This window comes from bacterium, from assembly GCA_028820935.1.
Lineage (GTDB): Bacteria > Actinomycetota > Acidimicrobiia > Spongiisociales > Spongiisociaceae > Spongiisocius.
Window position 1 is genome coordinate 1 of the sequence record JAPPHZ010000018.1, and the last position, 21,305, is coordinate 21,305.

The 21,305-nt window shown below is 67.9% G+C and carries 17 protein-coding genes; all 17 read left to right on the forward strand.

Going from position 1 to position 21,305, the window contains the following annotated elements; genetic code table 11:
- The first annotated feature begins 278 nt into the window (after positions 1-278).
- The 17 genes from queA to argS all read left to right on the forward strand — a co-directional run bounded on the left by queA (position 279) and on the right by argS (position 21,303).
- A complete protein-coding gene (queA, locus tag OXM57_03580; protein MDE0351750.1) occupies positions 279-1,322 on the forward strand; it encodes a tRNA preQ1(34) S-adenosylmethionine ribosyltransferase-isomerase QueA in 1,044 nt (347 codons plus the stop codon).
- Positions 1,319-2,449 (forward strand): tRNA guanosine(34) transglycosylase Tgt, encoded by a 1,131-nt coding sequence (gene tgt, locus OXM57_03585; GenBank protein MDE0351751.1) that lies wholly within the window; start codon positions 1,319-1,321, stop codon positions 2,447-2,449. Before queA ends, tgt begins: the two co-directional genes overlap by 4 nt.
- 111 nt (positions 2,450-2,560) lie before the next feature.
- Complete coding sequence (gene yajC / locus OXM57_03590; GenBank protein ID MDE0351752.1) at positions 2,561-2,860, forward strand: preprotein translocase subunit YajC; 300 nt, start codon at positions 2,561-2,563, stop codon at positions 2,858-2,860.
- Positions 2,861-2,875: 15 nt separating this feature from the next.
- Positions 2,876-4,405, forward strand: coding sequence for a protein translocase subunit SecD (gene secD, locus OXM57_03595; GenBank protein ID MDE0351753.1), 1,530 nt, complete (start codon positions 2,876-2,878; stop codon positions 4,403-4,405).
- Positions 4,402-5,412 carry a protein translocase subunit SecF gene (secF, locus tag OXM57_03600; protein MDE0351754.1) on the forward strand — a complete coding sequence of 337 codons (1,011 nt, stop codon included), beginning with the start codon at positions 4,402-4,404 and terminating at the stop codon, positions 5,410-5,412. Before secD ends, secF begins: the two co-directional genes overlap by 4 nt.
- Before the next feature lie 58 nt (positions 5,413-5,470).
- The gene (locus OXM57_03605; protein MDE0351755.1) at positions 5,471-5,998 is read left to right on the forward strand and encodes an adenine phosphoribosyltransferase; all 528 of its coding nucleotides are present in this window, start codon (positions 5,471-5,473) and stop codon (positions 5,996-5,998) included.
- A gap of 3 nt (positions 5,999-6,001) precedes the next feature.
- Positions 6,002-8,194, forward strand: coding sequence for a bifunctional (p)ppGpp synthetase/guanosine-3',5'-bis(diphosphate) 3'-pyrophosphohydrolase (locus tag OXM57_03610; protein ID MDE0351756.1), 2,193 nt, complete (start codon positions 6,002-6,004; stop codon positions 8,192-8,194).
- 53 nt (positions 8,195-8,247) lie between these two features.
- Positions 8,248-8,895 carry an MBL fold metallo-hydrolase gene (locus OXM57_03615; protein ID MDE0351757.1) on the forward strand — a complete coding sequence of 216 codons (648 nt, stop codon included), beginning with the start codon at positions 8,248-8,250 and terminating at the stop codon, positions 8,893-8,895.
- A 100-nt stretch (positions 8,896-8,995) separates the two neighbouring features.
- Positions 8,996-10,240: a histidine--tRNA ligase gene (gene hisS, locus OXM57_03620; protein MDE0351758.1), complete on the forward strand. Its 1,245-nt coding sequence runs from the start codon at positions 8,996-8,998 to the stop codon at positions 10,238-10,240.
- Complete coding sequence (gene aspS, locus OXM57_03625) at positions 10,240-12,036, forward strand: aspartate--tRNA ligase (protein MDE0351759.1); 1,797 nt, start codon at positions 10,240-10,242, stop codon at positions 12,034-12,036. Before hisS ends, aspS begins: the two co-directional genes overlap by 1 nt.
- A 5-nt stretch (positions 12,037-12,041) precedes the next feature.
- Positions 12,042-13,409 (forward strand): replication-associated recombination protein A, encoded by a 1,368-nt coding sequence (locus tag OXM57_03630; GenBank protein MDE0351760.1) that lies wholly within the window; start codon positions 12,042-12,044, stop codon positions 13,407-13,409.
- A gap of 101 nt (positions 13,410-13,510) precedes the next feature.
- The gene (gene alaS, locus OXM57_03635; GenBank protein ID MDE0351761.1) at positions 13,511-16,132 is read left to right on the forward strand and encodes an alanine--tRNA ligase; all 2,622 of its coding nucleotides are present in this window, start codon (positions 13,511-13,513) and stop codon (positions 16,130-16,132) included.
- Complete coding sequence (gene ruvX, locus OXM57_03640; GenBank protein MDE0351762.1) at positions 16,132-16,575, forward strand: Holliday junction resolvase RuvX; 444 nt, start codon at positions 16,132-16,134, stop codon at positions 16,573-16,575. Before alaS ends, ruvX begins: the two co-directional genes overlap by 1 nt.
- Positions 16,572-17,699, forward strand: a complete 1,128-nt coding sequence (gene mltG, locus OXM57_03645; GenBank protein MDE0351763.1) for an endolytic transglycosylase MltG — start codon at positions 16,572-16,574, stop codon at positions 17,697-17,699. Before ruvX ends, mltG begins: the two co-directional genes overlap by 4 nt.
- A 5-nt stretch (positions 17,700-17,704) precedes the next feature.
- Positions 17,705-18,517: a shikimate dehydrogenase gene (locus OXM57_03650; GenBank protein ID MDE0351764.1), complete on the forward strand. Its 813-nt coding sequence runs from the start codon at positions 17,705-17,707 to the stop codon at positions 18,515-18,517.
- Positions 18,518-18,701: 184 nt separating this feature from the next.
- The gene (locus tag OXM57_03655; protein MDE0351765.1) at positions 18,702-19,442 is read left to right on the forward strand and encodes an A24 family peptidase; all 741 of its coding nucleotides are present in this window, start codon (positions 18,702-18,704) and stop codon (positions 19,440-19,442) included.
- A gap of 97 nt (positions 19,443-19,539) precedes the next feature.
- A complete protein-coding gene (argS, locus tag OXM57_03660) occupies positions 19,540-21,303 on the forward strand; it encodes an arginine--tRNA ligase (protein ID MDE0351766.1) in 1,764 nt (587 codons plus the stop codon).
- The last annotated feature ends 2 nt before the right edge of the window (positions 21,304-21,305 follow it).

A 21,305-nucleotide genomic window follows, 5' to 3' on the forward strand; every position in this document is an offset into this window, starting at 1 on the left:
CGGCCATCGGCGTCCCGTCGCTGCGTTCCGCTTCCTCGACGTACCGCTGCGGGTACGCCTTCGTCAGCGGGCCTTGCGAGGAACACCGCTGCCTCGCCATACCACACCGCCATTCCACAGACAGACCACTAGACACTCGATATGGTCTGTTCAGCGAGTGAACCTCTGCCAACTGACGCCGGGCGGATCTCCCGTACGGCCCGGCCATCGAGGAGATCCCTGCCAGACTGTCCCATGTCACCGAGCCCTCGCCACCGGCCCACCACCAGGTTGATCCCTTGAAAACCTCCCGCTTTGCCTACCGGCTTCCCGATGACCTGATCGCCCAGTCCCCGGTCGAGCCCCGGGACTCGGCGCGGCTGATCCGGGCGTCCGATCTGACCGATTGGACGGTCCGGGACCTGCCGGATCTCCTGCGTCCCGGCGACCTGGTGGTGGTCAACGACACGAGGGTGCGGGCCGCCCGCCTGTTCGGCCGGCGGGAACCCACCGGCGGACGGGTGGAACTGCTGCTCCTGGGCCGCCGGGGCGATCGCTGGCAGGCGCTGGCGCGGCCCGCTCGCCGCCTCGGAGCCGGTTCCATGATCCGGACCGGCGGGCTGGTGGCCCGTGTCGAGACCGATCCGGTGGAGGGCCAGGTCGACCTGACACTCCGGACCACCACGGGCGAAGCAGGGGAGGAGGTCGTGGAGCGCGCCATCGCGGAGGGGGGCCTGGTCCCGCTGCCTCCCTACATCCACCGGGTACTCGACGACCCGGAGCGGTACCAGACGGTGTTCGCGGACCGGGTGGGCTCGGCCGCCGCCCCCACGGCGGGCCTCCACCTCACCGCCCGTGTCCTGGATGACCTGGCGGAACGGGGGGTCGGCCTGGCGCGGATCGAGCTCCGGATCGGCCTGGACACCTTTCGCCCGATCACGACCGAGGAGATCGCCGATCACCGCATGCACTCGGAATGGATGGACGTGCCCGAAGCCACGGTGGACCGGATGACGGAAACCCGCCGGTCCGGGGGCCGGGTGGTGGCGGTGGGGACCACGGTGGTACGGGCCCTCGAAACGGCCTGGCGTGACGGCCGGCCGGCCCCGTTCCGGGGCTCGACCAGCCTCTACATCACGCCCGGTCACCACTTCGGCGCGGTGGATGTGCTCCTGACCAACTTCCACATGCCGGGGTCCTCACTGCTGGTCCTGGTGGCGGCCTTCATAGGGGAGTCATGGCGGTCGGTCTACGAGACGGCCCGCGACCGCGGCTACCGCTTCCTCTCCTTCGGCGATGCCATGCTCCTGGAGCGGGCACCGACCCGGGCCGGTTCCCGATGACGCGCACGCGCCCTGTCACCTACCAGTGCCTGGCCGAGGATGGCGCGGCCCGCCGGGGCCTTCTCGTAACCCCCCACGGCGCCGTCGAGACCCCCGCCTTCATGCCGGTCGCCACGAGGGCTTCGGTGAAGGGCCTCGATTCCCACGACCTGCGCGCCGTCGGCACGGGGATGGTGCTTGCCAACACCTACCACCTGATGCTCCGGCCCGGCGCCGGGCGCATCTCCGCCCTGGGCGGGCTCCACACGTTCATGGGTTGGGACGGCCCGATCCTGACCGACTCGGGCGGCTACCAGGCCTTCTCCCTGCGAGCCTCCATAACCGAGGAGGGGTGCGGGTTCCGGTCCGTCTACGACGGCTCGCCTCAGTTCCTGACTCCCGAGCAGGCCGTGTCGGTCCAGGAGGAGTTGGGCCCCGACATCGCCATGGTGCTCGATGTCTGTATTGGCCTTCCGGCGCCCTCAGACGCCGTGGCGGAGGCCATGGAGCGCACCCTGCGGTGGGCCGAACGCTCGGTTCGCGCTCGCACTCGGGAGGATCAGGCGCTGTTCGGCATCGTCCAGGGCGGCGCCGATCCCGACCTGCGTTACGACAGCGCCCGCCGCACCGCCCAACTCGATGTGGACGGGTTCGGGATCGGAGGCCTGTCGGTTGGCGAGGACCTCGGACGCCGGAACGAGTCCGTGGAGGCGGCGGTGGCCGGCCTTCCCGCCGGGGCGCCCCGCTATTTCATGGGCCTTGGCGACACGGAGGGGTTGCTCGAGGCCATCGCCAGGGGAGTGGACCTCTTCGACTGCGTGTGGCCGACGCGGCTGGCCCGTCACGGCAAGGTCATCAGCAGCCGCGGCGACTACAACATCCGGCTGGCCCGGTTCGCCGGGGACGAGGCGCCTCTCGATCCCGACTGTAGGTGCTCGACCTGCCGCACCTATTCGCGTGCCTACCTGCGCCATCTCGCCAACACCCGTGAGCTGTCGCTGCCCCGGCTTCTCTCCATCCACAATCTGGCCGCCACGCACCGGCTGCTGGAGGAGGTCCGGGAGGCAATCGCGTCCGGCGCCTTCGCCCGACTTCACAGACGGGTGGTGGCCCGGCGTGGGCACGGACCCGAGGACACATCCCGGTAAACCCCGACTTCCTCTCTCCGCCATGACCGCTACCATCGACTCACCCTCCTACTGGCGGGTACGTATCCGAGCCGGTCTCAAGCAAAACCGATCCGAAAGAGGTGTGAAAAGGTGTCCGTTGCCTACATTGCCCAGACAGACGCCGGTGGCGGTCTCAGCGTCCTGTGGCCGCTGTTGCTTCTCGGCGCGCTCATGTACTTCCTCATCATCCGGCCGCAGCGCAAGCGGACCAAGAATCAGCAAGCTCTGTCGGCCGCCCTGGAGGTCGGCGACCAGGTTCGCACCATCGGGGGCCTCATGGGAGTGATCGTCGGGTTGGGCGACGACTGGGTGACCCTCGGCATCGAGGAAGGGCGCATCAGGGTGTTGCGGAGCGCCGTGGCCGCCCGCATGAACGCCGACTCCACCTAGGAGCAGAACCCTCTCGTGTTCCGCCGCTGGCTCGCGGTCGTCATCCTGGCGGGTCTCGCGTGGGGTGGGCTGGTCGCCATCTTCGCTCTCGGCTGGACCCCCCGGCTGGGCCTCGACCTGCAGGGCGGAACCTCGGTCATCCTGGAGGGGCCGGAGGGTACCGACGAGAGGGTGATCGAGACCGCGGTCGAGGTCATGAGACGGCGGATCGAGGACTTCGGCAGCGTACAGGAGCCGGAGATCTCGATCACCGGCGGAACGTCGATACTGGTCCAGCTGCCCGGCGTGACCGATCAGGAGCGGGCGTTGAACGCGGTGGGGCGAACCGGGCTGCTGTCCTTCCGGCCGGTCCTGTCCATCTCACCGTATCTGGAGGCGGAGGAGCGGGGTGAAGGCTTCGTGTTCCCCGACGGCGTCGACCCCGAGACCGGGCTCACCATCGAGGACGACATCAACGCGGACAGGTCTCTCCTGCCCGAGTACGACGACCTGGGGAACATAGTCGCCGTCTACGAGGTGGGCCCGGCCGATATCTCCGCGCACCGCCAGGGCATCTGCAACCACGGGCTGGACTGTTCCCGATTGCCCACTGTGCCGAGCCTCCTAACCGGCGCGGAGGTGGCTTCGGCCCTGGCGCTCTTCGGGCAGCATGCCGATAGCGCATGGACCGTGCAGCTCAACATGACCGGAGAGGGCGCCGGCCGGTTCGCGGCGGTCACCGGACTGCTCGCCCAGTATCCCTTGGGGACTCCCAACCGCCGGTTGGCGATAGTGCTGGACGGAGCGGTCGTCTCGGCGCCGGAGATCTCTGCCGGCGTCGGTCCGGACGGAATCAGCGGGGGCACCGCGGTCATAACGCTGGGCGCGTCCGGGAACGAGCAGGAGGAAGCCGAGGATCTGACCACGGTATTGCGGTATGGGTCGTTGCCGGTGGCCTTCGAGCGGTCCGCCGTCCAGAAGGTCTCGGCAACTCTCGGAGAGGACTCCCTACGAGCGGGACTGATCGCGGGCGTGGGGGCCTTGGTGCTGGTGATCCTTTTCCTGATGGTCTACTACCGGTCACTCGGACTGGTGACCCTGCTGGGATTGACCGTGTTCGGCAGCCTGCTGGTAGTCATCTTCGGGGTGCTCGGAGCCTGGCAGGGCCTCACCCTGACCCTTTCCGGGGTGGCCGGGGTGATCGTGTCGATCGGGATCACCACCGACTCCTACATCGTCCTGTTCGAGCGGACCAAGGAGGAGATCCGCAACGGCCGGACCGTCGTCGACGCCAACAGGGAGGCGTACCGGCGGGCCTTCCGGACCATCCTCACCGCCGACTTCGTGTCGTTCGTCGGCGCGGTGCTGTTGTGGGCACTGGCGATCGGTCCGGTCAAGGGTTTCGCCCAGGCACTGGGTATCGCCACGGTGCTCGACGTGATCGTGTTCGTCGTGTTCACGCGCAACGCGTCGGGGATCATGGCCCGTAGCCGGCTCGGCGACGGCGGGTTCTTCAGCATCCGGGGCACGACCGGTCAGCAGCTGTCCCATGGGACCACGCGATGAGCGCGATCGGCCGCCTCTACCGTGCCGAGACCTCGATCGACTTCGTCGGCCAGGCCCGCCGGTGGTTCATTGTCTCGGGCGTCGCGATCGCGCTCTGCCTGCTGAGCCTGGGCATCCGCAACCTCAACCTCAGCCTGGACTTCACCGGAGGAACCTCCATCAACATGCCCAACCCGGCTGCTGCCGAGATAGGTGAGATCCGCTCGGCCCTCGGATCGATGGGCGCCGCGGCCCGCGTGCAGCTGGTGGACGACGGCGCTTCGGTCCGGATCCAGACCGAGGCGGTCGACCTCGACACCGAGCGCGCCATGGTGCTCTCGCTCGTAGAGGTGACCGGGACCACGATCGAAGTGACCGACGTCGAGTCGGTGGGCCCCACGTTCGGGCGCCAGATCGCCGGACGGGCGGTGCAAGCGTTGCTGGTGTTCCTAGGCGTGGTGGTCGTCTTCATCAGTATCCGGTTCGAGTGGAAGATGGCAATCGGCGCCATAGCGGCCCTGCTGCATGACCTGATCCTGACGGCGGGGGCGTATTCGCTGGTGGGCTTCGAGGTCACCCCGGCCACGGTGGTGGCGGTACTCACGATCCTCGGGTACTCCCTCTACGACACCGTGGTCGTCTACGACAAGATCAAGGAGAACGTGGAGTCCGACCGGGACCGGCGTACCTACACCGACCTGGTGAACCGGTCCATGAACCAGGTGTTGATGAGATCCATCAACACCTCGCTCACCAGCCTGCTCCCGGTCGGTTCTTTGCTGTTCATCGGCTCGTTGCTGCTGGGAGCCGGTACGCTCCGCGACTTCGCGCTGGCGCTGTTCGTAGGGATCGCTGCCGGTACCTACTCGTCGATCTTCGTGGCCGCGCCGCTGCTCGCCCTCTGGAAGGAACGCGAGACCGAGTGGTCGAGGCGCCGCTACCGGTCGGAACGAAAGACCCGTGGAACGAGCCCCTCCGGTCACCGGCTCAGTTCCCGAGGCCAGCAGACCGCTCGTAGGCGGAAGTAGATGAGATGCCGCGTTGCCCCGCTCGGCTGTACGGGACCACCCTCCTAGGATGAAGGCGATGGATATCGGTCGGCTGAGCACGCTGGTCCGCGACGTCCCCGGCTTCCCGGTCCCGGAGGTGACGTTCAAGGACATCACGCCGGTCCTGGCCGATCCCGACGCCCTCCGGTTGGTCACAGAGTTGCTCGCGGCTCCGTTCGAAGATTCAGGCGTGACCGTGGTGGCAGGGATCGAGGCCCGCGGTTTCGTGCTGGCGCCAACCGTAGCCCTGGCCCTCGGTAGTGGATTCGTACCGCTGCGCAAGCCGGGAAAGCTGCCCTACCACACCCGCAAGGAGGAATACCAGCTCGAGTACGGGCTGGATGCGCTGGAGATCCATGTCGATGGCGTCGGTCCGGACGACCGGGTTCTGCTCGTGGACGACGTGATAGCCACCGGCGGCACGGCCCGGGCGGCTACCAACCTGATCCGGGGACTGGACTCGGAACTGGTCGGCATGGGGGTACTCATCGAGCTGACCTTTCTGGGTGGAAGGGAAACACTGGACGGAGTCGATCTGCATTCGATCCTGACCTATGACAGCTGAGCCATGACTGACCTTGCGGTAGCGCGCGGTCGCCACGATGCCGCCCAAGCCGAGCTGGAACCGATCCTCGCCGCCCTTCGACGCCACTTCCCGGATGCTGACGATGACATCGTCATCCATGCCTACGACCTGGCTCAGAGCTACCATGCCGGCCAGTTCCGGCTGTCCGGCGACCCCTTCATCACCCATCCCATCGCGGTCGCCCAGATCCTGGCCGAGTACGGGCTGGATGCCGAGACGATCGCCGCCGGATTACTCCACGACACGGTGGAGGACACCGACCTGACGCTCAGCGAGGTCGAGCACCTGTTCGGCGAGAACGTGGCCCGCATCACCGACGGGGTCACGAAGCTGGACGGAGTGAAGTTCGACATCACGCGGGAGGAGGCCCAGGCCGAGACCATCCGCAAGATGGTGGTATCGATGGCTCAGGACGTGCGGGTGCTGATCATCAAGCTCGCCGACCGGCTCCACAACCTCCGGACCATCCATCCGCTGCCGGTGGAGCGCCAGCAGGTCAAGGCCAAGGAGAGTCTGGAGATCTACGCGCCGCTGGCCCACCGGATGGGTTTCCAGGAGGCAAAGCATGAGATGGAGAACCTCTGCTTCGAGATCCTCTACCCCGGCCGCTACCAGGAGATCGAGGACCTCATCCGGCAGCGGGCGCCCGAGCGGGAGGCCGTGATCCGCCAGCTCATGGCCGAGGCGCGGGAAATACTGGCCCGAGCCGGGATAGAAGCGGAGCTCAAGGGACGTCCGAAGCACCACTACTCGATCTACCGCAAGATGGTCGACAGCCGGTTGTCATTCGAGGACATCCACGACCTGATCGGGATCCGGATCCTGGTGCAGATAGTCAAGGACTGCTACGGCGCGCTGGGGCTGGTCCACTCCCGGTGGACTCCGGTCCAGGGGAGGTTCAAGGACTACATAGCACTCCCGAAGTTCAATCTGTACCAAAGCCTGCACACCACCGTGATCGGCCCGGACGGCAAACCGCTGGAGGTTCAGATCCGCACTCATGAGATGGACATGCGTGCGGAGTTCGGCATCGCCGCCCATTGGAGATACAAGGAAGGTGGGACCAGTACCGATCTGGCGTGGATGGTGGATCTCCGCAACCTGCCGGCCGACTACGAGGACCCGGCCGAGTTCCTGGCCAACCTGAAGCTCGACCTGTACGAGGACCTGGTGTTCGTGCTGACCCCGCAGGGGGATGTGAAGACCCTGCCGCGTGGCGCCACTCCCGTGGACTTCGCCTACTCGGTACACACCGAGGTGGGGCACCGGTGCGTGGGCGCCAAGGTGAACGGACGGCTGGTGACGCTGGCCACCGAGCTCCAATCGGGCGACATCGTGGAGATCATCACCACCAAGTCCGACGACTCCGGACCCACCAGGGACTGGCTCGGCTTCGTCCGCACCTCCAAGGCCCGCTCCAAGATCAAGCAGTGGTTCTCGCGGGCTCGCCGCAAGGAGTCCCTCCAGTCGGGGCGGGATACCGTCCAGGACCTGATCAGGCGGGACAGGGTTCACATCATCAAGAACGAGCGGGCCAGGGTGCTTCACGACGCGGCGCTCGCTCTCGGCTACCGCGACACGGAGACGATGTACATAGCGGTCGGGGACGGCGCGGTGGCCCCGCAGACCGTCGTCAGCCGGATCAAGAAAGTGCTCGCGGTGCCGGTGGTGGGGGAGGATCTCGAGACATTCGACCCGGTGCGGCGGAGGACGGACCGACCGGCCGGGGAGGGCGTCATCGTGGAAGGCTTCGATGACGTCTGGGTTCGTATCGCCCGGTGCTGCAGTCCTGTACCCGGCGATGACCTGGTGGGGTTCGTCACCGTCGGTCGAGGAGTGTCGATCCATCGCACCGAATGCAGCAACATGCAGCGCCTGGCCGGCCAGGAGGAGCGCATGATCGAGGCGAGTTGGGCGCCGGGCCAGCTCAGCAGCTTCAGCGCGTGGATTCAGGTGGAGGCTCTCGACCGGCCCAACCTGCTGCGGGACATCACCTCGGTCATATCGGATGCGGGCGCCAACATCGTCGGCGCGTCTTCGCGGACCGACCGCGACCGGGTCGCGGTCCTCCGGTACGAGGTGGAGCTATCGGATCCCGGCCAGCTGGACCGCCTGCTGGCGGGCGTGCGCCGGGTTGCCAGCGTCTACGAAGCCTTCCGCCTGAGGCCGGGTTGATGCCTGCCAGCCGCCCGTGGGGCGCAATCCGTCGACTCTAACCTGTCCCCCGTATGTTCATCCGCCGACTCGAGTTGTGGCTGGCCGCCACCAATACCTACGTGGTCGCCAGCGAGACCGGTGGGCCGGCTGTCGTCATCGATGCTCCACCGGAGTGCCTCGATCCCCTCACCGATCTGCTGGCGGCGCACGATTTGATCCCGACGGCCTTGCTGCTCACCCATGGCCATGTCGATCACCTGGGAGGCGCCGGCAACTTCGTGGCTCGAACCGGGGCCGCCGTCTACCTACACCCCGACGATGACTTCCTGGCCCGGAGCCCGGAGGATCAGCTCCGCTACTTGATGGGGACCGTTCCGCCCGGTGACTACCGGCCGCCCGAGAGCTATCTAGATCTCTCCGACGGCTTGTCTCTCGATCTGGCCGGCCTCCGGCTGGACGTGATAGCGACGCCGGGACATACTCCCGGGCACTGTTGCTTCTATCTGGCCGAAGAGGCGATACTCTTCTCGGGCGACCAGCTGTTCGCCGGCTCGATCGGCCGAACCGACCTCCCCGGCGGGGATTACCAGACCCTCATGAAGAGCATGAGGGAGAAAGTGATCCCCCTCGACGACGGGGTAACCGTCATGCCGGGCCATGGTCCCTCGACCACGGTGGGCCGCGAGCGGCGTTCCAATCCCTTTCTGGGAGGGTACTGAAAAATGTCCAGTTGGCCTGGAGGCCTAGAATGAAACCCCTGGTCAAGATGTGCGGCCAACCAAGATCCCCGTCTTTTTCAGCACCCTCCCGGGTGTGTGAATGAGCTTCCGGGCGCCCAAGGGCACCGACGACGTATTGCCCCCGGAGTCCCGGCGCTGGCGCGAGCTGCTCCGTTCCTGGGACCTGCTGGCGGAACAGTACGGGTATGCCTATGTAGCCACCCCCATGTTCGAGGCCACCGACCTGTTCGCTCGGGGGGTGGGCGAGGCTACCGAGGTGGTCGAGAAGCAGATGTACAGCTTCCGGGACAAGGGCGGGCGGCATCTCACCCTCCGTCCCGAGGTCACCGCCAGTGTTCTGCGGGCCTACATCCAGGCGGGCCTGTCGGGCGAGTTCAAGGGCGCCTACTCGGGACCCTGCTTCCGGTACGAGCGCCCGCAGGAGGGCCGTCGCCGGCAGTTCTGGCAACTGGGCGTCGAATACCTGGGCACGCCTGAAGCGGAGGCCGACCTGGAGGTGATCGAACTGGGCTATCGCTACCTCCTGGATTGCGGCCTCGGCGACGTGGTCGTGCACGTGAACTCCATCGGCGACGCCCCGGACCGGGTGGCCTACCATGCCCTGCTGTCGGGCTGGCTTGAGGAGCGAAGTCACCTGCTCTCCAAGGATGCCGCCCGGAGGATCCACACCAACCCCTTGCGGGTACTCGACTCCAAAGCCGATCGGGAGGTCGTGGCCGACGCTCCCGTTCCCGTCGATTATCTGGAGGGGGAGGCCGCCGCCCATCACGACCAACTCATCGCCGGTCTCCAGGAACGAGGCATAGCACACCGCCTCGCCCCCCGGCTGGTGCGGGGGCTGGACTACTACAACCGCACCGTGTTCGAGTACATCCCGCCCGGCTATGCCGCGGCCCACAACGCGGTCGGCGGCGGCGGCCGCTATGACGGATTGTCCCGGCTGCTCGGCGGCGGGGACCTACCGGGCGTCGGTCTGGCGCTGGGGCTCGACCGGATACTGTCGGCGGCCGGGCAGAGCCCTCCGGCGAGGGCGCTGGACGTGTTCCTGGTGGTGGCCGACCAGGAGCGCCGCAGCCTCGCCCATGCCTTCGCCCGTCGCCTCAGGGCAGCGGGGGTCCGGTGTGACCTGGTGGCGGGCCGCCGATCCGTCAAGGCCCAGTTCCGGGCGGCCAATCGACGTGACGCGGCGTTGGCGGTGGTGATCGGCGCCGAGTGGGACCGGGGGATGGTGACGGTCAAGGATCTCAGCTCGGGCGATGAGCGCACCATACCTGCCGGCGAGGTGGCGGCGTGGGTGATCGGCGGTCCCGGGGGAGGGCGGTGATGACTGCTTACCGTTCCCACTTCGCCGACGAGCTCGGACCGGATCAGCTGGATCAGCATGTGAAGGTGGCCGGCTGGGTGGCTCGGGTCAGGGACCTGGGCGGTATCTCGTTCTTCGACCTGAGGGACGGGCGGGGGATAGTGCAAGTGGTGGTCGATCCGGCGGTGGTCCCATCGGCATCGGACCTCCGCATGGAGTACTGCGTCCGGGTCGAGGGCACGCTCCGCCGCCGGCCGGCGGGGACCGAGAACCCCGACCTTCCCACCGGGGACTTCGAGGTGGAGGCCGGTGTGCTCGAGGTGTTGAGCCGGGCGGCTCCGCTCCCCTTCATGATCGACGACCGTTCCCACTCGGAGGAGCGGGTCCGGCTCGAGTATCGCTATCTGGATCTGCGCCGCCCTCGTATGGCCGCCAATCTGCGAGCCCGTTCCAGGTGCATCAGCGCCATCCGGCGTACCCTCGACGGTCTGGGATTCCTGGATGTGGAGACTCCCACGCTCGTCAACTCGACGCCCGAGGGGGCCCGGGACTTCCTGGTACCGAGCCGGCTGCGGCCCGGCCGGTTCTACGCCCTACCCCAAAGTCCCCAACTCTTCAAGCAGCTGCTCATGGTGGCGGGCGTCGAGCGCTACTACCAGATCGCCCGTTGCTACCGGGACGAGGACACGCGGGCCGATCGCCAGATCGAGTTCACCCAGTTGGATCTGGAGGGATCGTTCTGGGAACGGGAGGACGTCTTCGCCGCTATCGAGCGGGTGGTGGTGGCCGTAGTGCGAGACCTGCGCGGCATCGAACTCCCCCTACCACTGCCCAGGATCACCTACGACGAGGCGCTGGCCCGCTACGGCACGGACAAGCCCGATCTGCGGTTCGGCATGGAGGTGACCGAGCTGTCGGATGCATTCTCGGGCACCGGCTTCCGCGGCTTCGGCGGCGCCCTCGAGGCGGGGGGAGCGGTCCGGGGCATCAACGCAGGGCCGATGAGTCCCTCCCGGGCGGAGTTGGACGGTCTGGTGGGCCGGGCCAGGGAGTTGGGCGCTGCCGGCCTGGTCTGGGCCGTGGTCGAGGACGGCGGCGGTTGGCGTTCGCCGGTGGCGAAGTTCCTGGACGGCGCCGAGATAGCGGAGGCGACCCGGTTACTGGACGCATCGCCGGGCGACCTGTTGCTGCTGGTCGCCGGCGGGGCTGCCATGGCCTCCTCGGTGCTGGGCGCGATCCGACTGGACCTAGGCCGGCCCGGTAGCCACGAGGAGCTGCGTTTCCTCTGGATAGTGGACTTCCCGGTCTTCGAGACGACCGAGAGAGGTGACCTGGTTCCCTCCCACCATCCCTTCACCGCCCCGGTCTCGGTGCAGGAGATGCGCGAGCGGCCGGAGACGGCGGTGGCCCAGGCTTACGATCTCGTGCTCAACGGGTCCGAGCTGGGATCCGGGTCCGTGCGGATCCATGACGCCGAAACCCAGAGGGCCGTGTTCGAGACCCTGGGAATCTCCGATGAGGATGCCGAGTCCCGTTTCGGCTGGTTCATGGAGGCCCTTGCCTACGGGACACCACCCCATGCCGGCTTCGCGGTGGGGATCGATCGCCTGGTAGCAATCCTCCAGAACGAGACCAGTATCAGAGAGGTGATCCCGTTCCCCAAGACCCAGAGCGGCGCCGATCCGCTCACCACCGCTCCGACCCGAGTGGTCGATGACCAGTTGGAGGAACTCGGCCTGGATCTCACCGCCGGCGCCAAGGCGGCCCTGGCTGCCACCGACCAACCCCCTACGGGGCCTTCCGACCCTGACCGGTAACCGGGATGCCGTCCGAGCCCGACCTGTTCTCCGCCGGCCGGGAGAGACGCCGGCGCCGGGTGGCCCCACTGGCTGACCGCATGCGTCCCAGGTCCTTGCCGGAGGTGGTGGGCCAACCGGATCTTCTGGGGAAGGGCGCCGCCTTCCGCGCCATGGTCGAATCGGGCCGCCTGGTGTCCGTCCTCCTCTTCGGACCGCCGGGTACCGGGAAGACGACCCTGGCCCGGCTTATTGCCTCCGAAAGCGACGCGGTCTTCGAACAGCTGACCGCGTCCGCTCACGGGGTGCGTGACGTCCGCCGCGTCCTGGAAGGAGCCGAGCGCCGGCTCGGGGAGGACGGGAGACGGACGGTGCTCTTCCTGGACGAGATCCATCGCTTCAACAAGGCTCAGCAGGACGCCCTCCTGCCTGGGGTCGAGAACGGCACCGTCATACTCGTCGGCGCTACCACCGAGAACCCGTTCTTCGAGGTCAACTCCCCCCTGATCAGCCGATGCACCCTGTTCCGACTGGTCCCGCTCTCCGCTGCCGAAGTGGTCGAGCTTCTCGAGCGGGCGCTGGCCGACCGCGAGAGGGGGCTGGGTACGGCGGGGATGGCGATCGACCCGGCGGCGGCAGGGGCCCTGGCCGGTCGGGCGGGAGGAGACGCCCGCTTATCGCTCAATGTCCTGGAGTTGGCCGCCATCGTGGCCGGCGGCGCAGGGCGGACCACCATCACGTACCACGATGTGGAGGAGGCCCTCCAGCGCCGCATCATCCGTTACGACAAGAAGGGTGACCAGCACTACGACGTTATCTCGGCCTTCATCAAGTCGATGCGGGGCTCCGACCCCGACGCCGCCCTCTACTGGCTCCACACCATGCTGTCGGCCGGCGAGGATCCCGAGTTCGTGGCGCGGCGGATGGTCATCTTCGCCTCCGAGGACGTAGGCATGGCCGACCCGGACGCTCTGGTCCAGGCGGTGGCGGCCGCCCAGGCTCTGGCCGTGGTCGGCCTGCCCGAGGCGGCCTACAACCTGTCGCAGGCCGCGATCTACCTGGCCACCGCCCCCAAGTCCGACTCGGTGAAGCGATCGATGGGTGCGACCCGGCGGGCGGTCGACGAGACCCCCGCTGCCACCGTCCCCGCCCACCTGCGCTCCACCGGCGGGCGGCTGGTGTCGTCCCAGGTGGACGGCACGCCGGCGGGGTATCTTGATCCCCACAGGGGACCGGGACACCTCGTTCCCCAGCCTTACCTCCCGGAGCAGATGGAGGGAAGGATCCTCTACCGGCCCACCCGACAGGGCCGGGAGGCGGGCGTCGCCGAGCGGCTCGAGGAATGGGACAGGGTCATGGGCCGTCCCACCAGGGAAGGCGATCCATACCGCTAACCCGATCATGGCTCGAGTGGGCGCGATGGGTGGAAAGGGGAGTCTCCGGCTCCTGATCCGGGGTCACCGGCAACCTGCCACTCAGGGCTAACCTGCATCGGATGCGAGCCAATGCCATCCGGCGCGCCTTCACCGACTTCTTCGCCGAACGCAATCACGTTGTCCGGCCGTCCGCGTCGTTGATCCCCACCGATCCCACGTTGCTGGTGACCAACGCCGGCATGGTCCCGTTCAAGCCCTATTTCCTCGGCGAGGAGGAGCCGCCCTGGCCCCGGGCGGTCAGCATCCAGAAGTGCGTGCGAACGGTTGACATCGACATCATCGGCACCACCGCCCGCCACCTGACCATGTTCGAGATGCTCGGGAACTTCTCGTTCGGTGATTACTTCAAGGAACTGGCCATCCGCTACGCCTTCGACTTCGTCACCGGGCCGCTCGGCCTGGATCCCGAACGTCTCTGGTACACGGTCTACGAGACCGATGATGAGGCCGAGGAAATCTGGATCGACTCGATCGGGGTTCCACCTGACCGGGTGCAGCGGGGCGGTAAGGACAACTTCTGGCAGATGGGCATTCCGGGTCCGTGCGGTCCGTGCTCGGAGATCTTCATCGACCGGGGCCCTGCCTACGGACATGACGGAGGCCCGATCGGTGGTGGCGAGGACCGGTTCGTGGAGCTGTGGAACCTGGTCTTCATGCAGAACATCCAGGACGAGCCCTATCACGTTGTCGGCGACATCCCGGCCAAGGGGATAGACACCGGTACCGGGCTGGAGCGTCTGGCCATGATCCTCCAGGGAGTCGACACCCTCTTCGAGGCCGACTGCGTCCATGACGTGCTGGCGGCCGCGGCGGGCGCCCTGGGCCGGACCTATGGCGAGGATGAACGGGTCGACGTGACGCTTCGCCTGCTCGCCGACCACGCCCGCGCCTCCACGTTCCTGATCGGCGACCGCGCCCTGCCCGGGAACGAGGGCCGGGGTTACGTGGTGAGGCGCCTGATCCGTCGCGCGGTACGCCACGCCTGGCAACTGGGTAGCGAGAGGCTCATCATGCCCCGCCTGGCCGGGGTGACGGCCGACATCATGGAGGACGCCTACCCGGAACTCAAGGCCGACCTCGACTTCATCCAGCATGTCTTCGAGCGGGAGGAGTCCCGATTCCGGCGCACGCTCTCGGCCGGCACCCAGATGCTGGACGAGGCGCTGGTGGGTTCGGAGCCGGGCGTTATCGTGTCCGGCGCCCTGGCCTTCAAGCTGCATGACACGTACGGCTTCCCGATCGACCTAACCCGGGAGATCGTGGAGGAGCAGCAGCGCGAGGTGGACCTGGACGGATTCGAGGCCGAGATGGCCGCCCAGCGGGCGCGGGCCAAGGCCGCCTGGAAGGGGGGTGCGGAGGCGGTCCGCGTCGAGTCCTACAAGCGCATCCTCGACACCGTAGGCCCCACCGAGTTCCTGGGCTACGTAAGGGACGATTCGCCGGCCCTCGTCCTCGCCATCCTCCGGGAGGGGGAGCTGGTGGAGAGGGCCGAGGAGGGGCAGGAGGTGGAGGTCTTCCTGGACAGTTCGCCCTTCTACGCCGAGGCCGGCGGGCAGGTGGGCGACGTCGGGTTGATCGAGTCGGTGACCGGACGGATCGAGGTGGGTGACACGCAGGCCGCCGTGACGGGCTTGCACGGCCACCACGGCATGGTGAAGAGCGGGTTCGTCCAGACCGGCCAGGAAGTCGACGCCCGTATCGACAGCCCGCGGCGCGAGCGCATCCGCAAGTCCCACACCGGCACGCACATTCTCCATTGGGCGCTCCGGGAGGTGATAGGCGAACACGCCAACCAGGCCGGTTCGCTGGTCCAGGACGGGCGTTTCCGCTTTGACTTCAGCCACTACACGGCGGTGCCTGCCGAAGAACTCGGCGAGGTGGAGCGGCTGGTCAACCAGCGGGTGGTGGACAACCACCGGGTGGGGCTGCTCGAGACGTCCAAGGACGAGGCCGAGGCGATGGGAGCGCTGGCCTTCTTCGGCGACAAGTACGGTGAGCGGGTACGGGTGGTCTCGGTGGGCGACTTCTCGGTCGAGTTCTGCGGAGGCACCCATGTGGGTAGTTCGGCGGAGGTGGGACCGCTCCTGGTCACCTCCGAATCCTCCATCGGATCGAACGTGCGCCGGGTGGAGGCCCTGACCGGCATGGCGGCCTATTCCTATGCCAGGGCAGCGAGGGAGCAGCTGACCGACGCAGGTCGGTTCCTCGGTCTGTCGATGTCGGAGGTCCCGGCGGGAGTGCGCCGGCTGGCCGAGCGCGCTGACGCCCTCCAGACCGAACTGGATCAGCGCCGCCGGCACGAAAGGACTGCGATCGCCGCCGATCTAGCCGGCGCCGCCCGGCGTACCGGCGATACCTCGTGGCTGGTGGCCGAACTCGACGATCACGCCCCGGTGGCGCTACGCCAGGTGGGAGCGCAGGTCAGGGACCGGCTCGGGTCCGGTGTCGTGGTGCTGGGTAGCCGGGCAGGCGGCAAGGGGGCGCTTGTCGGGCTGGCGACCCGTGACCTGGTCGACCAGGGTGTTTCCGTGGCCGACTTGGTGCTGGTGGGCGCCAAGCTCCTAGGCGGAGGCGGCAGCCGCGATCCCGAGCTGTCACAGGCGGGCGGACCCAGGGGCGACAAGGTGGGTGAGGCTCTGGACGCGATTCGGGAGGCGGTGGCACGCCGTCTGAGTGCCTGATGAGCGCCGGACCGGAGCGGGCCAGCCGCATCATGGGCATCGACTACGGAAGCCGGCGCGTGGGTGTGGCGCTTTCCGACCGTCTTGGTATCGCCGCCCATCCCTTCGGAGTACTCGAGGCGGGCCCCGGGCTCGGCCGCCGGCTGGCCGACCTGGTCGGCTCGGAGGATGTGGCCAAGGTGGTGGTGGGGTTACCGGTCTCGCTCGACGGCACCGAGCAGGCTGCCGCCCGCAGGACGCGCCGGTTCGCCGATCGGCTCCGGCCGCTCGTGGGGGTCGAGGTGGTCCTGTATGACGAGCGGCTGACCACCCGGATCGCGGAAGACGTACTGGTGGCGGCCGGGACATCCCGGGCCAAGCGCCGCCGACGGGTCGACAAGGTAGCCGCCGCGGTGATGCTCCAGGGATATCTTGATGGTCAATCCCGGACGGGGGTCGAATGAGCGCCTACCGGCGACCGGACGTTCCACCGGAGGGTTACGACGGAGCTGACGACCGGTGGTGGATCCGCGCCCGAGGCGCCATCACCGGTCTGCTCGTAGCTGCTGTCGTCAGCTACGCCCTGGTAGTGGGGGGCACGGGCGTGGGCAACTGGGTAAACCGGCTCGGCGGGCTCGGTGGAGGGGATCAGACCGCCGAGGTCGTGCCCGGCCGTACGGTGGTGGTGGAGATCCCGTCTGGGTCCAGCGCCCGTAGCATCGCCGGCATCCTGGTGGGCAACGGCGTGGTGCCCTCCGCCATCGAGTTCGAGTCGTTGGTCCGGACTCGCGAGGCAGGCAGCCTCCTCAAGGCCGGTACCTACGAGTTGGTTACCGGGACCGACCTCGACGAGATCGTGGACCTACTCATAGCGGGGCCGTCCCTCGATGTCTTCCGGGTGACGGTGGTCGAAGGACTCCGTCTCGCCGAGGTCCTGGACGTGCTGGCTCAGGCCACCCGCGACTATTCGGAGGGGGACTTCACGGCGGCCCTGTTGAGCGGGGACGTGACATCCGCCTACCTGCCCGCCGGTCTCGACCGGACGGTATGGGAGGGGCTCCTCTTCCCGGCTACCTACGAGTTCTTCGGTGACGCCACCCCGGCCGAGATGCTGCAAAGGCTGGCTACCGAGCTGGAGCGACGCCTGGAGACGTATGACTGGTCCCCGGTTACCGCACGAGGCCTCTCGGTTTACGAAGGCCTGGTGATGGCCTCTCTGGTGGAGGCCGAGGCCGGTACGGATGAGGACCGGCCGCTGATCGCCAGCGTCATCAATAACCGGTTGGCGCGGGGCATGCCGCTCCAGATCGACGCCACCGTTCTCTACGCCATGGCGGACCGGGGCCGGTCGCCCACGCTCGAGGACCTCCGGTTCGAGTCCCCTTACAACACCTACCTGATAGCCGGTCTCCCGCCGACGCCGATCGGTGCGGCAGGCGCCAAGTCCATCGAAGCGGTCATCGACCCGGCGGATACCGACTACCTCTACTACGTTCTCACCTCGGAGGACGGCGCCCACTCCTTCTTCAGTGACTACGACGACTTCTTGGTGGCCAAGCAGCAGGCGGACGCCCTGGGGATCGGTTGATCCGGATGGCCTACCTGCGTCTGGCGGTCCTCGGCGATCCGGTGGCCCATTCGCTCTCGCCGGTCATCCACGCCGCCGCGCTGGAGTTCGCCGGACTCGAGGGCACGTACGGCAGGCGCCGGGTTGACCACGTCGGCATGAGACAGGCTGCGGACGATCTCCGCTCCGGGCGCTTGACCGGCGCCAACGTGACGATGCCCCATAAGGCCCTGGCAGCCGGGCTGGCCGACCGGCGCTCGGGAGCCGTGGTCCGCTCGGGCGGCGCCAATACCCTCTGGATGGAGAACGGCCGGCTTCATGCCGACTCCACCGACCCCGAAGGGGTGCGCTTCGCGTGGCGGCATGCCGGACTCCCGGCCGATGCTCCGGTGTTGCTGCTGGGCGCGGGTTCGGCCGCCGCCGCGGCCCTCCTGGCTCTGGCCGATCGGGAGGTCTTCGTGGCGGCGCGGCGTCCGGAAGCAGCTCACCAACTGGTAGCCCGAGTGGGCGCCAGGGCCGGGGTCGCGCCGTGGGGGGAGCCGGTGGCGGGTGCGGTACTGGTCAACGCCACCCCGCTCGGTATGCGTGGCGAGGCCCTCCCGGCCGGCGTGCTGGACGAGGCGGGGGGTCTGGTGGAACTGGCCTACGGCGGCGGGCCGACCCCGGCCGAAGCCGTGCTGGCGGCGCGGGAGCTGCCGGTGGCGTCGGGGGAGCTGGTGCTGGTCGGCCAGGGGGCGGCCTCGTTCGCCATCTGGACCGGCGTGGAGGTGCCTCCTGGCGTGATGCTGGCGGCGCTCGCCGGACACCGCGATCCGCCCACCGAGCCCGCGACCCGCTAGTGGTCTGTCTGCGAAACAGCCAGGCGTGTTCTGGCGGTCACCGGTGTCCCGTCGCTGCGTTCCGCTTCCTCCACGTACCGCTGCGGGTACGCCTTCGTCAGCGGGCCTTGCGAGGAACACTGCTGGCGGCGCCACACCACACCGCCATTCCGCAGACAGACCACGTGGTCTAGTCATCCAGGCGGTGCCGCTCTACCTGGTCGCGGGAGTCCTGGGCCTCTTTGCGGGCCGGCTCCTGGTGAGCCTGATCCGGGCCGAGCTGGATCGGGCGCCGTTCAGGTCGGCCATGGCCTGCCGTCCGGCTTGCGGCTGTCCTGTCCGACCGGCGGACTTCGTGCCTCTCTGGTGGTGGGCGGGTAGCAGGGATAGGGACTCCTGTTCACGATGCCACCGGCCGGCCGGGGCTTTCTACCGGCTGGTGGAGCCGGTGACTGCGATTGCCTGGGCCGGGACGGTCGGGCTGGTCGGCGTGCGGTGGACCCTCGCATCGTTTCTCTGGATGGTGGCGGTGACGGTGGTGCTGAGCTTCGTCGATGTCCGGAGCTACCGGCTTCCCAACCGGGTACTCGTACCCGGCACGGTGGTGGGTTTGCTGCTGCTCTCCGGTGGCGCTCTTGTGGACGGTCGGATCGGCGACGTGCCGGAAGCGTTGGCCAGCGGCCTCGGTTACTCGGTCGCGCTGCTGATCCCGGCTCTGGTAACCCGAGGCGCCATCGGAATGGGCGACGTCAAGCTGGCCTTACTGCTGGGACTGTTCGCCGGCTACACCGGCTGGGAAACCGCCGTGGCGGCCCTGGTGGGCGCGTTCCTGCTGGCTGGGGCGGTGGGCGTTCTGCTACTGGCCCTGCGCCGCATCACCCGCCATGATCACCTACCGTTCGGCCCCTTCATGGTCGCCGGAGCCTGGCTCGCAATCGCGTTCTAGTTGTTAGTTTCTAGTTGTTAGTTTCTAGTTTATAAGCAACTATCGACTAGCAACTATCAACTAGCAACTATTGATTGCTGTATCCTGCCGGGTTCGTATGAGCCTTCTCTCGGATCTGACCAGGATCGTCGCGGCCGGCTTCGAAGCAGCCGGTCTCGACGCTTCGTTCGGCGCCGTTCAAGTCTCGGATCGTCCCGATCTGGGCCAGTTCCAGTGCAACGGCGCGCTGGCCGCCGCGCGGAGCGCCGGTCGTGACCCTCGCGACATAGCCGGGGAGGTGGTGAGGCGGATCGAGGGCGACCGCCGGTTGGCCTCGGTGTCGATCGCCGGGCCGGGTTTCATAAACCTGACCATGACCGGTCGGACCCTCGCCGACGGCGTGGACGCCATGGCGCGGGACGAGCGGTTGGGCGTTCCCCCGGTCGGGCGACCGCTCAACGTGATAGTGGACTACGCGGGGCCGAACGTGGCCAAGGCGATGCATGTCGGGCATCTTCGGGCCACGATCATCGGGGACACGCTCAAGCGGCTCTTCCGTTTCGCGGGACACGAAGTGCTGGGAGACGCCCACTTCGGTGACTGGGGCCTTCAGATGGGCATGCTCATCGTGGCCACCCGCCGGCGACATCCCGAACTGGCGCATTTCGACGGATCGTCCGAGGGTCCCTACGAGGACCCCCTCGACGTCACCCTGGCCGACCTCCAGGAGTGGTATCCGGAGATGGCCCGCCAGGTCGCCGATGACGAGGCGGTGGCCGCCGAAGCTCGGCAAGCCACCACCGATCTCCAGTCGGGCCGGCCGGGGTACGTGGCGATCTGGGAGCACTTCGTCCGGGTGTCGCGCGCCTCCCAGGAGCAGGATTTCTCCGACCTGGGGGTGGAGTTCGACCTCTGGTACGGGGAGAGCACCGTCCGGGATCTGCTCCGCCCCCTCGTGGATGAGACCCTTGCTCGGGGGATTGCGGTCCGGTCGGACGGAGCGGTGGTGATCGATGTGAGCCGGCCTGACGACAGAGCCGAGATCACGCCCCTCGTGCTCGAGACCTCCCACGGGGCGTTCCTCTACGGCACCACCGACGTGGCCACCATCCAGATGCGGGTCTCGGAACTGGGGGCGGACCTGATCCTCTACGTCGTCGACTCTCGCCAGTCCTACCACCTCGAGCAGGTTTTCCGGGCCGCCCGCCGGGCCGGCTTGTCCGGCGGGGCAGTCATGGAGCACATCGGATTCGGAACCATGAACGGGCCGGATGGAACCCCTTTCAAGACGCGTGAGGGCGGCGTGCTCAGGCTGGGAGATCTGATCGAGACGGTTACGGAGGCCGCGGCGGCCCGCCTGGAGGAGTCGGATCTGGCAGCCCGGTATTCCGGGGACGAGCGGGCGCTGATCGCTCGCCAGGTCGGGATCGCCGCCCTCAAGTTCGGCGACCTGGTCAACAACCGTGCCTCCAACTACGTCTTCGACGTGCGCCGGTTTACCGCGCTGGAAGGCAAGACCGGTCCCTACCTGCAGATGGCGACCGTGCGTATGGATTCGATCCTCGGGCGGGCCTCCCGCCAGGGATTGGCGCCGGGCGCCGTCCTGCCGCCGCGCCACGAGACGGAGACCAGGCTCGTGCTGCGCCTCCTCCAGCTACCCGAGGTGATCGACCGGGCCATGGAACTGCGCGCCCCCAACCACCTGGCTGAGTTCGCCTACGAGGTTGCCGCCGACTTCAGCCGTTTCTACGAGGCCTGCCACATCCTGACCGAGCGCGACCCCGGACTGCAGGCCTCATGGTTAGGGACGGTCCGGACCACCCGCCGGGTGCTGGAACTCCTGCTCGACCTGCTGGGTATCGAAGTTCCGGCTCGCATGTAGGT

Bases quoted from the DNA above. Each gene is read 5' to 3' on its own strand.
- mltG (MDE0351763.1), top strand. From the start codon at position 16,572: ATGAGCGCCTACCGGCGACCGGACGTTCCACCGGAGGGTTACGACGGA.
- hisS (MDE0351758.1), top strand. From the start codon at position 8,996: ATGAGCTTCCGGGCGCCCAAGGGCACCGACGACGTATTGCCCCCGGAG.
- aspS (MDE0351759.1), top strand. From the start codon at position 10,240: ATGACTGCTTACCGTTCCCACTTCGCCGACGAGCTCGGACCGGATCAG.
- OXM57_03605 (MDE0351755.1), top strand. From the start codon at position 5,471: ATGGATATCGGTCGGCTGAGCACGCTGGTCCGCGACGTCCCCGGCTTC.
- OXM57_03650 (MDE0351764.1), top strand. From the start codon at position 17,705: ATGGCCTACCTGCGTCTGGCGGTCCTCGGCGATCCGGTGGCCCATTCG.
- argS (MDE0351766.1), top strand. From the start codon at position 19,540: ATGAGCCTTCTCTCGGATCTGACCAGGATCGTCGCGGCCGGCTTCGAA.
- secF (MDE0351754.1), top strand. From the start codon at position 4,402: ATGAGCGCGATCGGCCGCCTCTACCGTGCCGAGACCTCGATCGACTTC.
- alaS (MDE0351761.1), top strand. From the start codon at position 13,511: ATGCGAGCCAATGCCATCCGGCGCGCCTTCACCGACTTCTTCGCCGAA.
- OXM57_03610 (MDE0351756.1), top strand. From the start codon at position 6,002: ATGACTGACCTTGCGGTAGCGCGCGGTCGCCACGATGCCGCCCAAGCC.
- tgt (MDE0351751.1), top strand. From the start codon at position 1,319: ATGACGCGCACGCGCCCTGTCACCTACCAGTGCCTGGCCGAGGATGGC.
- OXM57_03630 (MDE0351760.1), top strand. From the start codon at position 12,042: ATGCCGTCCGAGCCCGACCTGTTCTCCGCCGGCCGGGAGAGACGCCGG.
- OXM57_03615 (MDE0351757.1), top strand. From the start codon at position 8,248: ATGTTCATCCGCCGACTCGAGTTGTGGCTGGCCGCCACCAATACCTAC.
- ruvX (MDE0351762.1), top strand. From the start codon at position 16,132: ATGAGCGCCGGACCGGAGCGGGCCAGCCGCATCATGGGCATCGACTAC.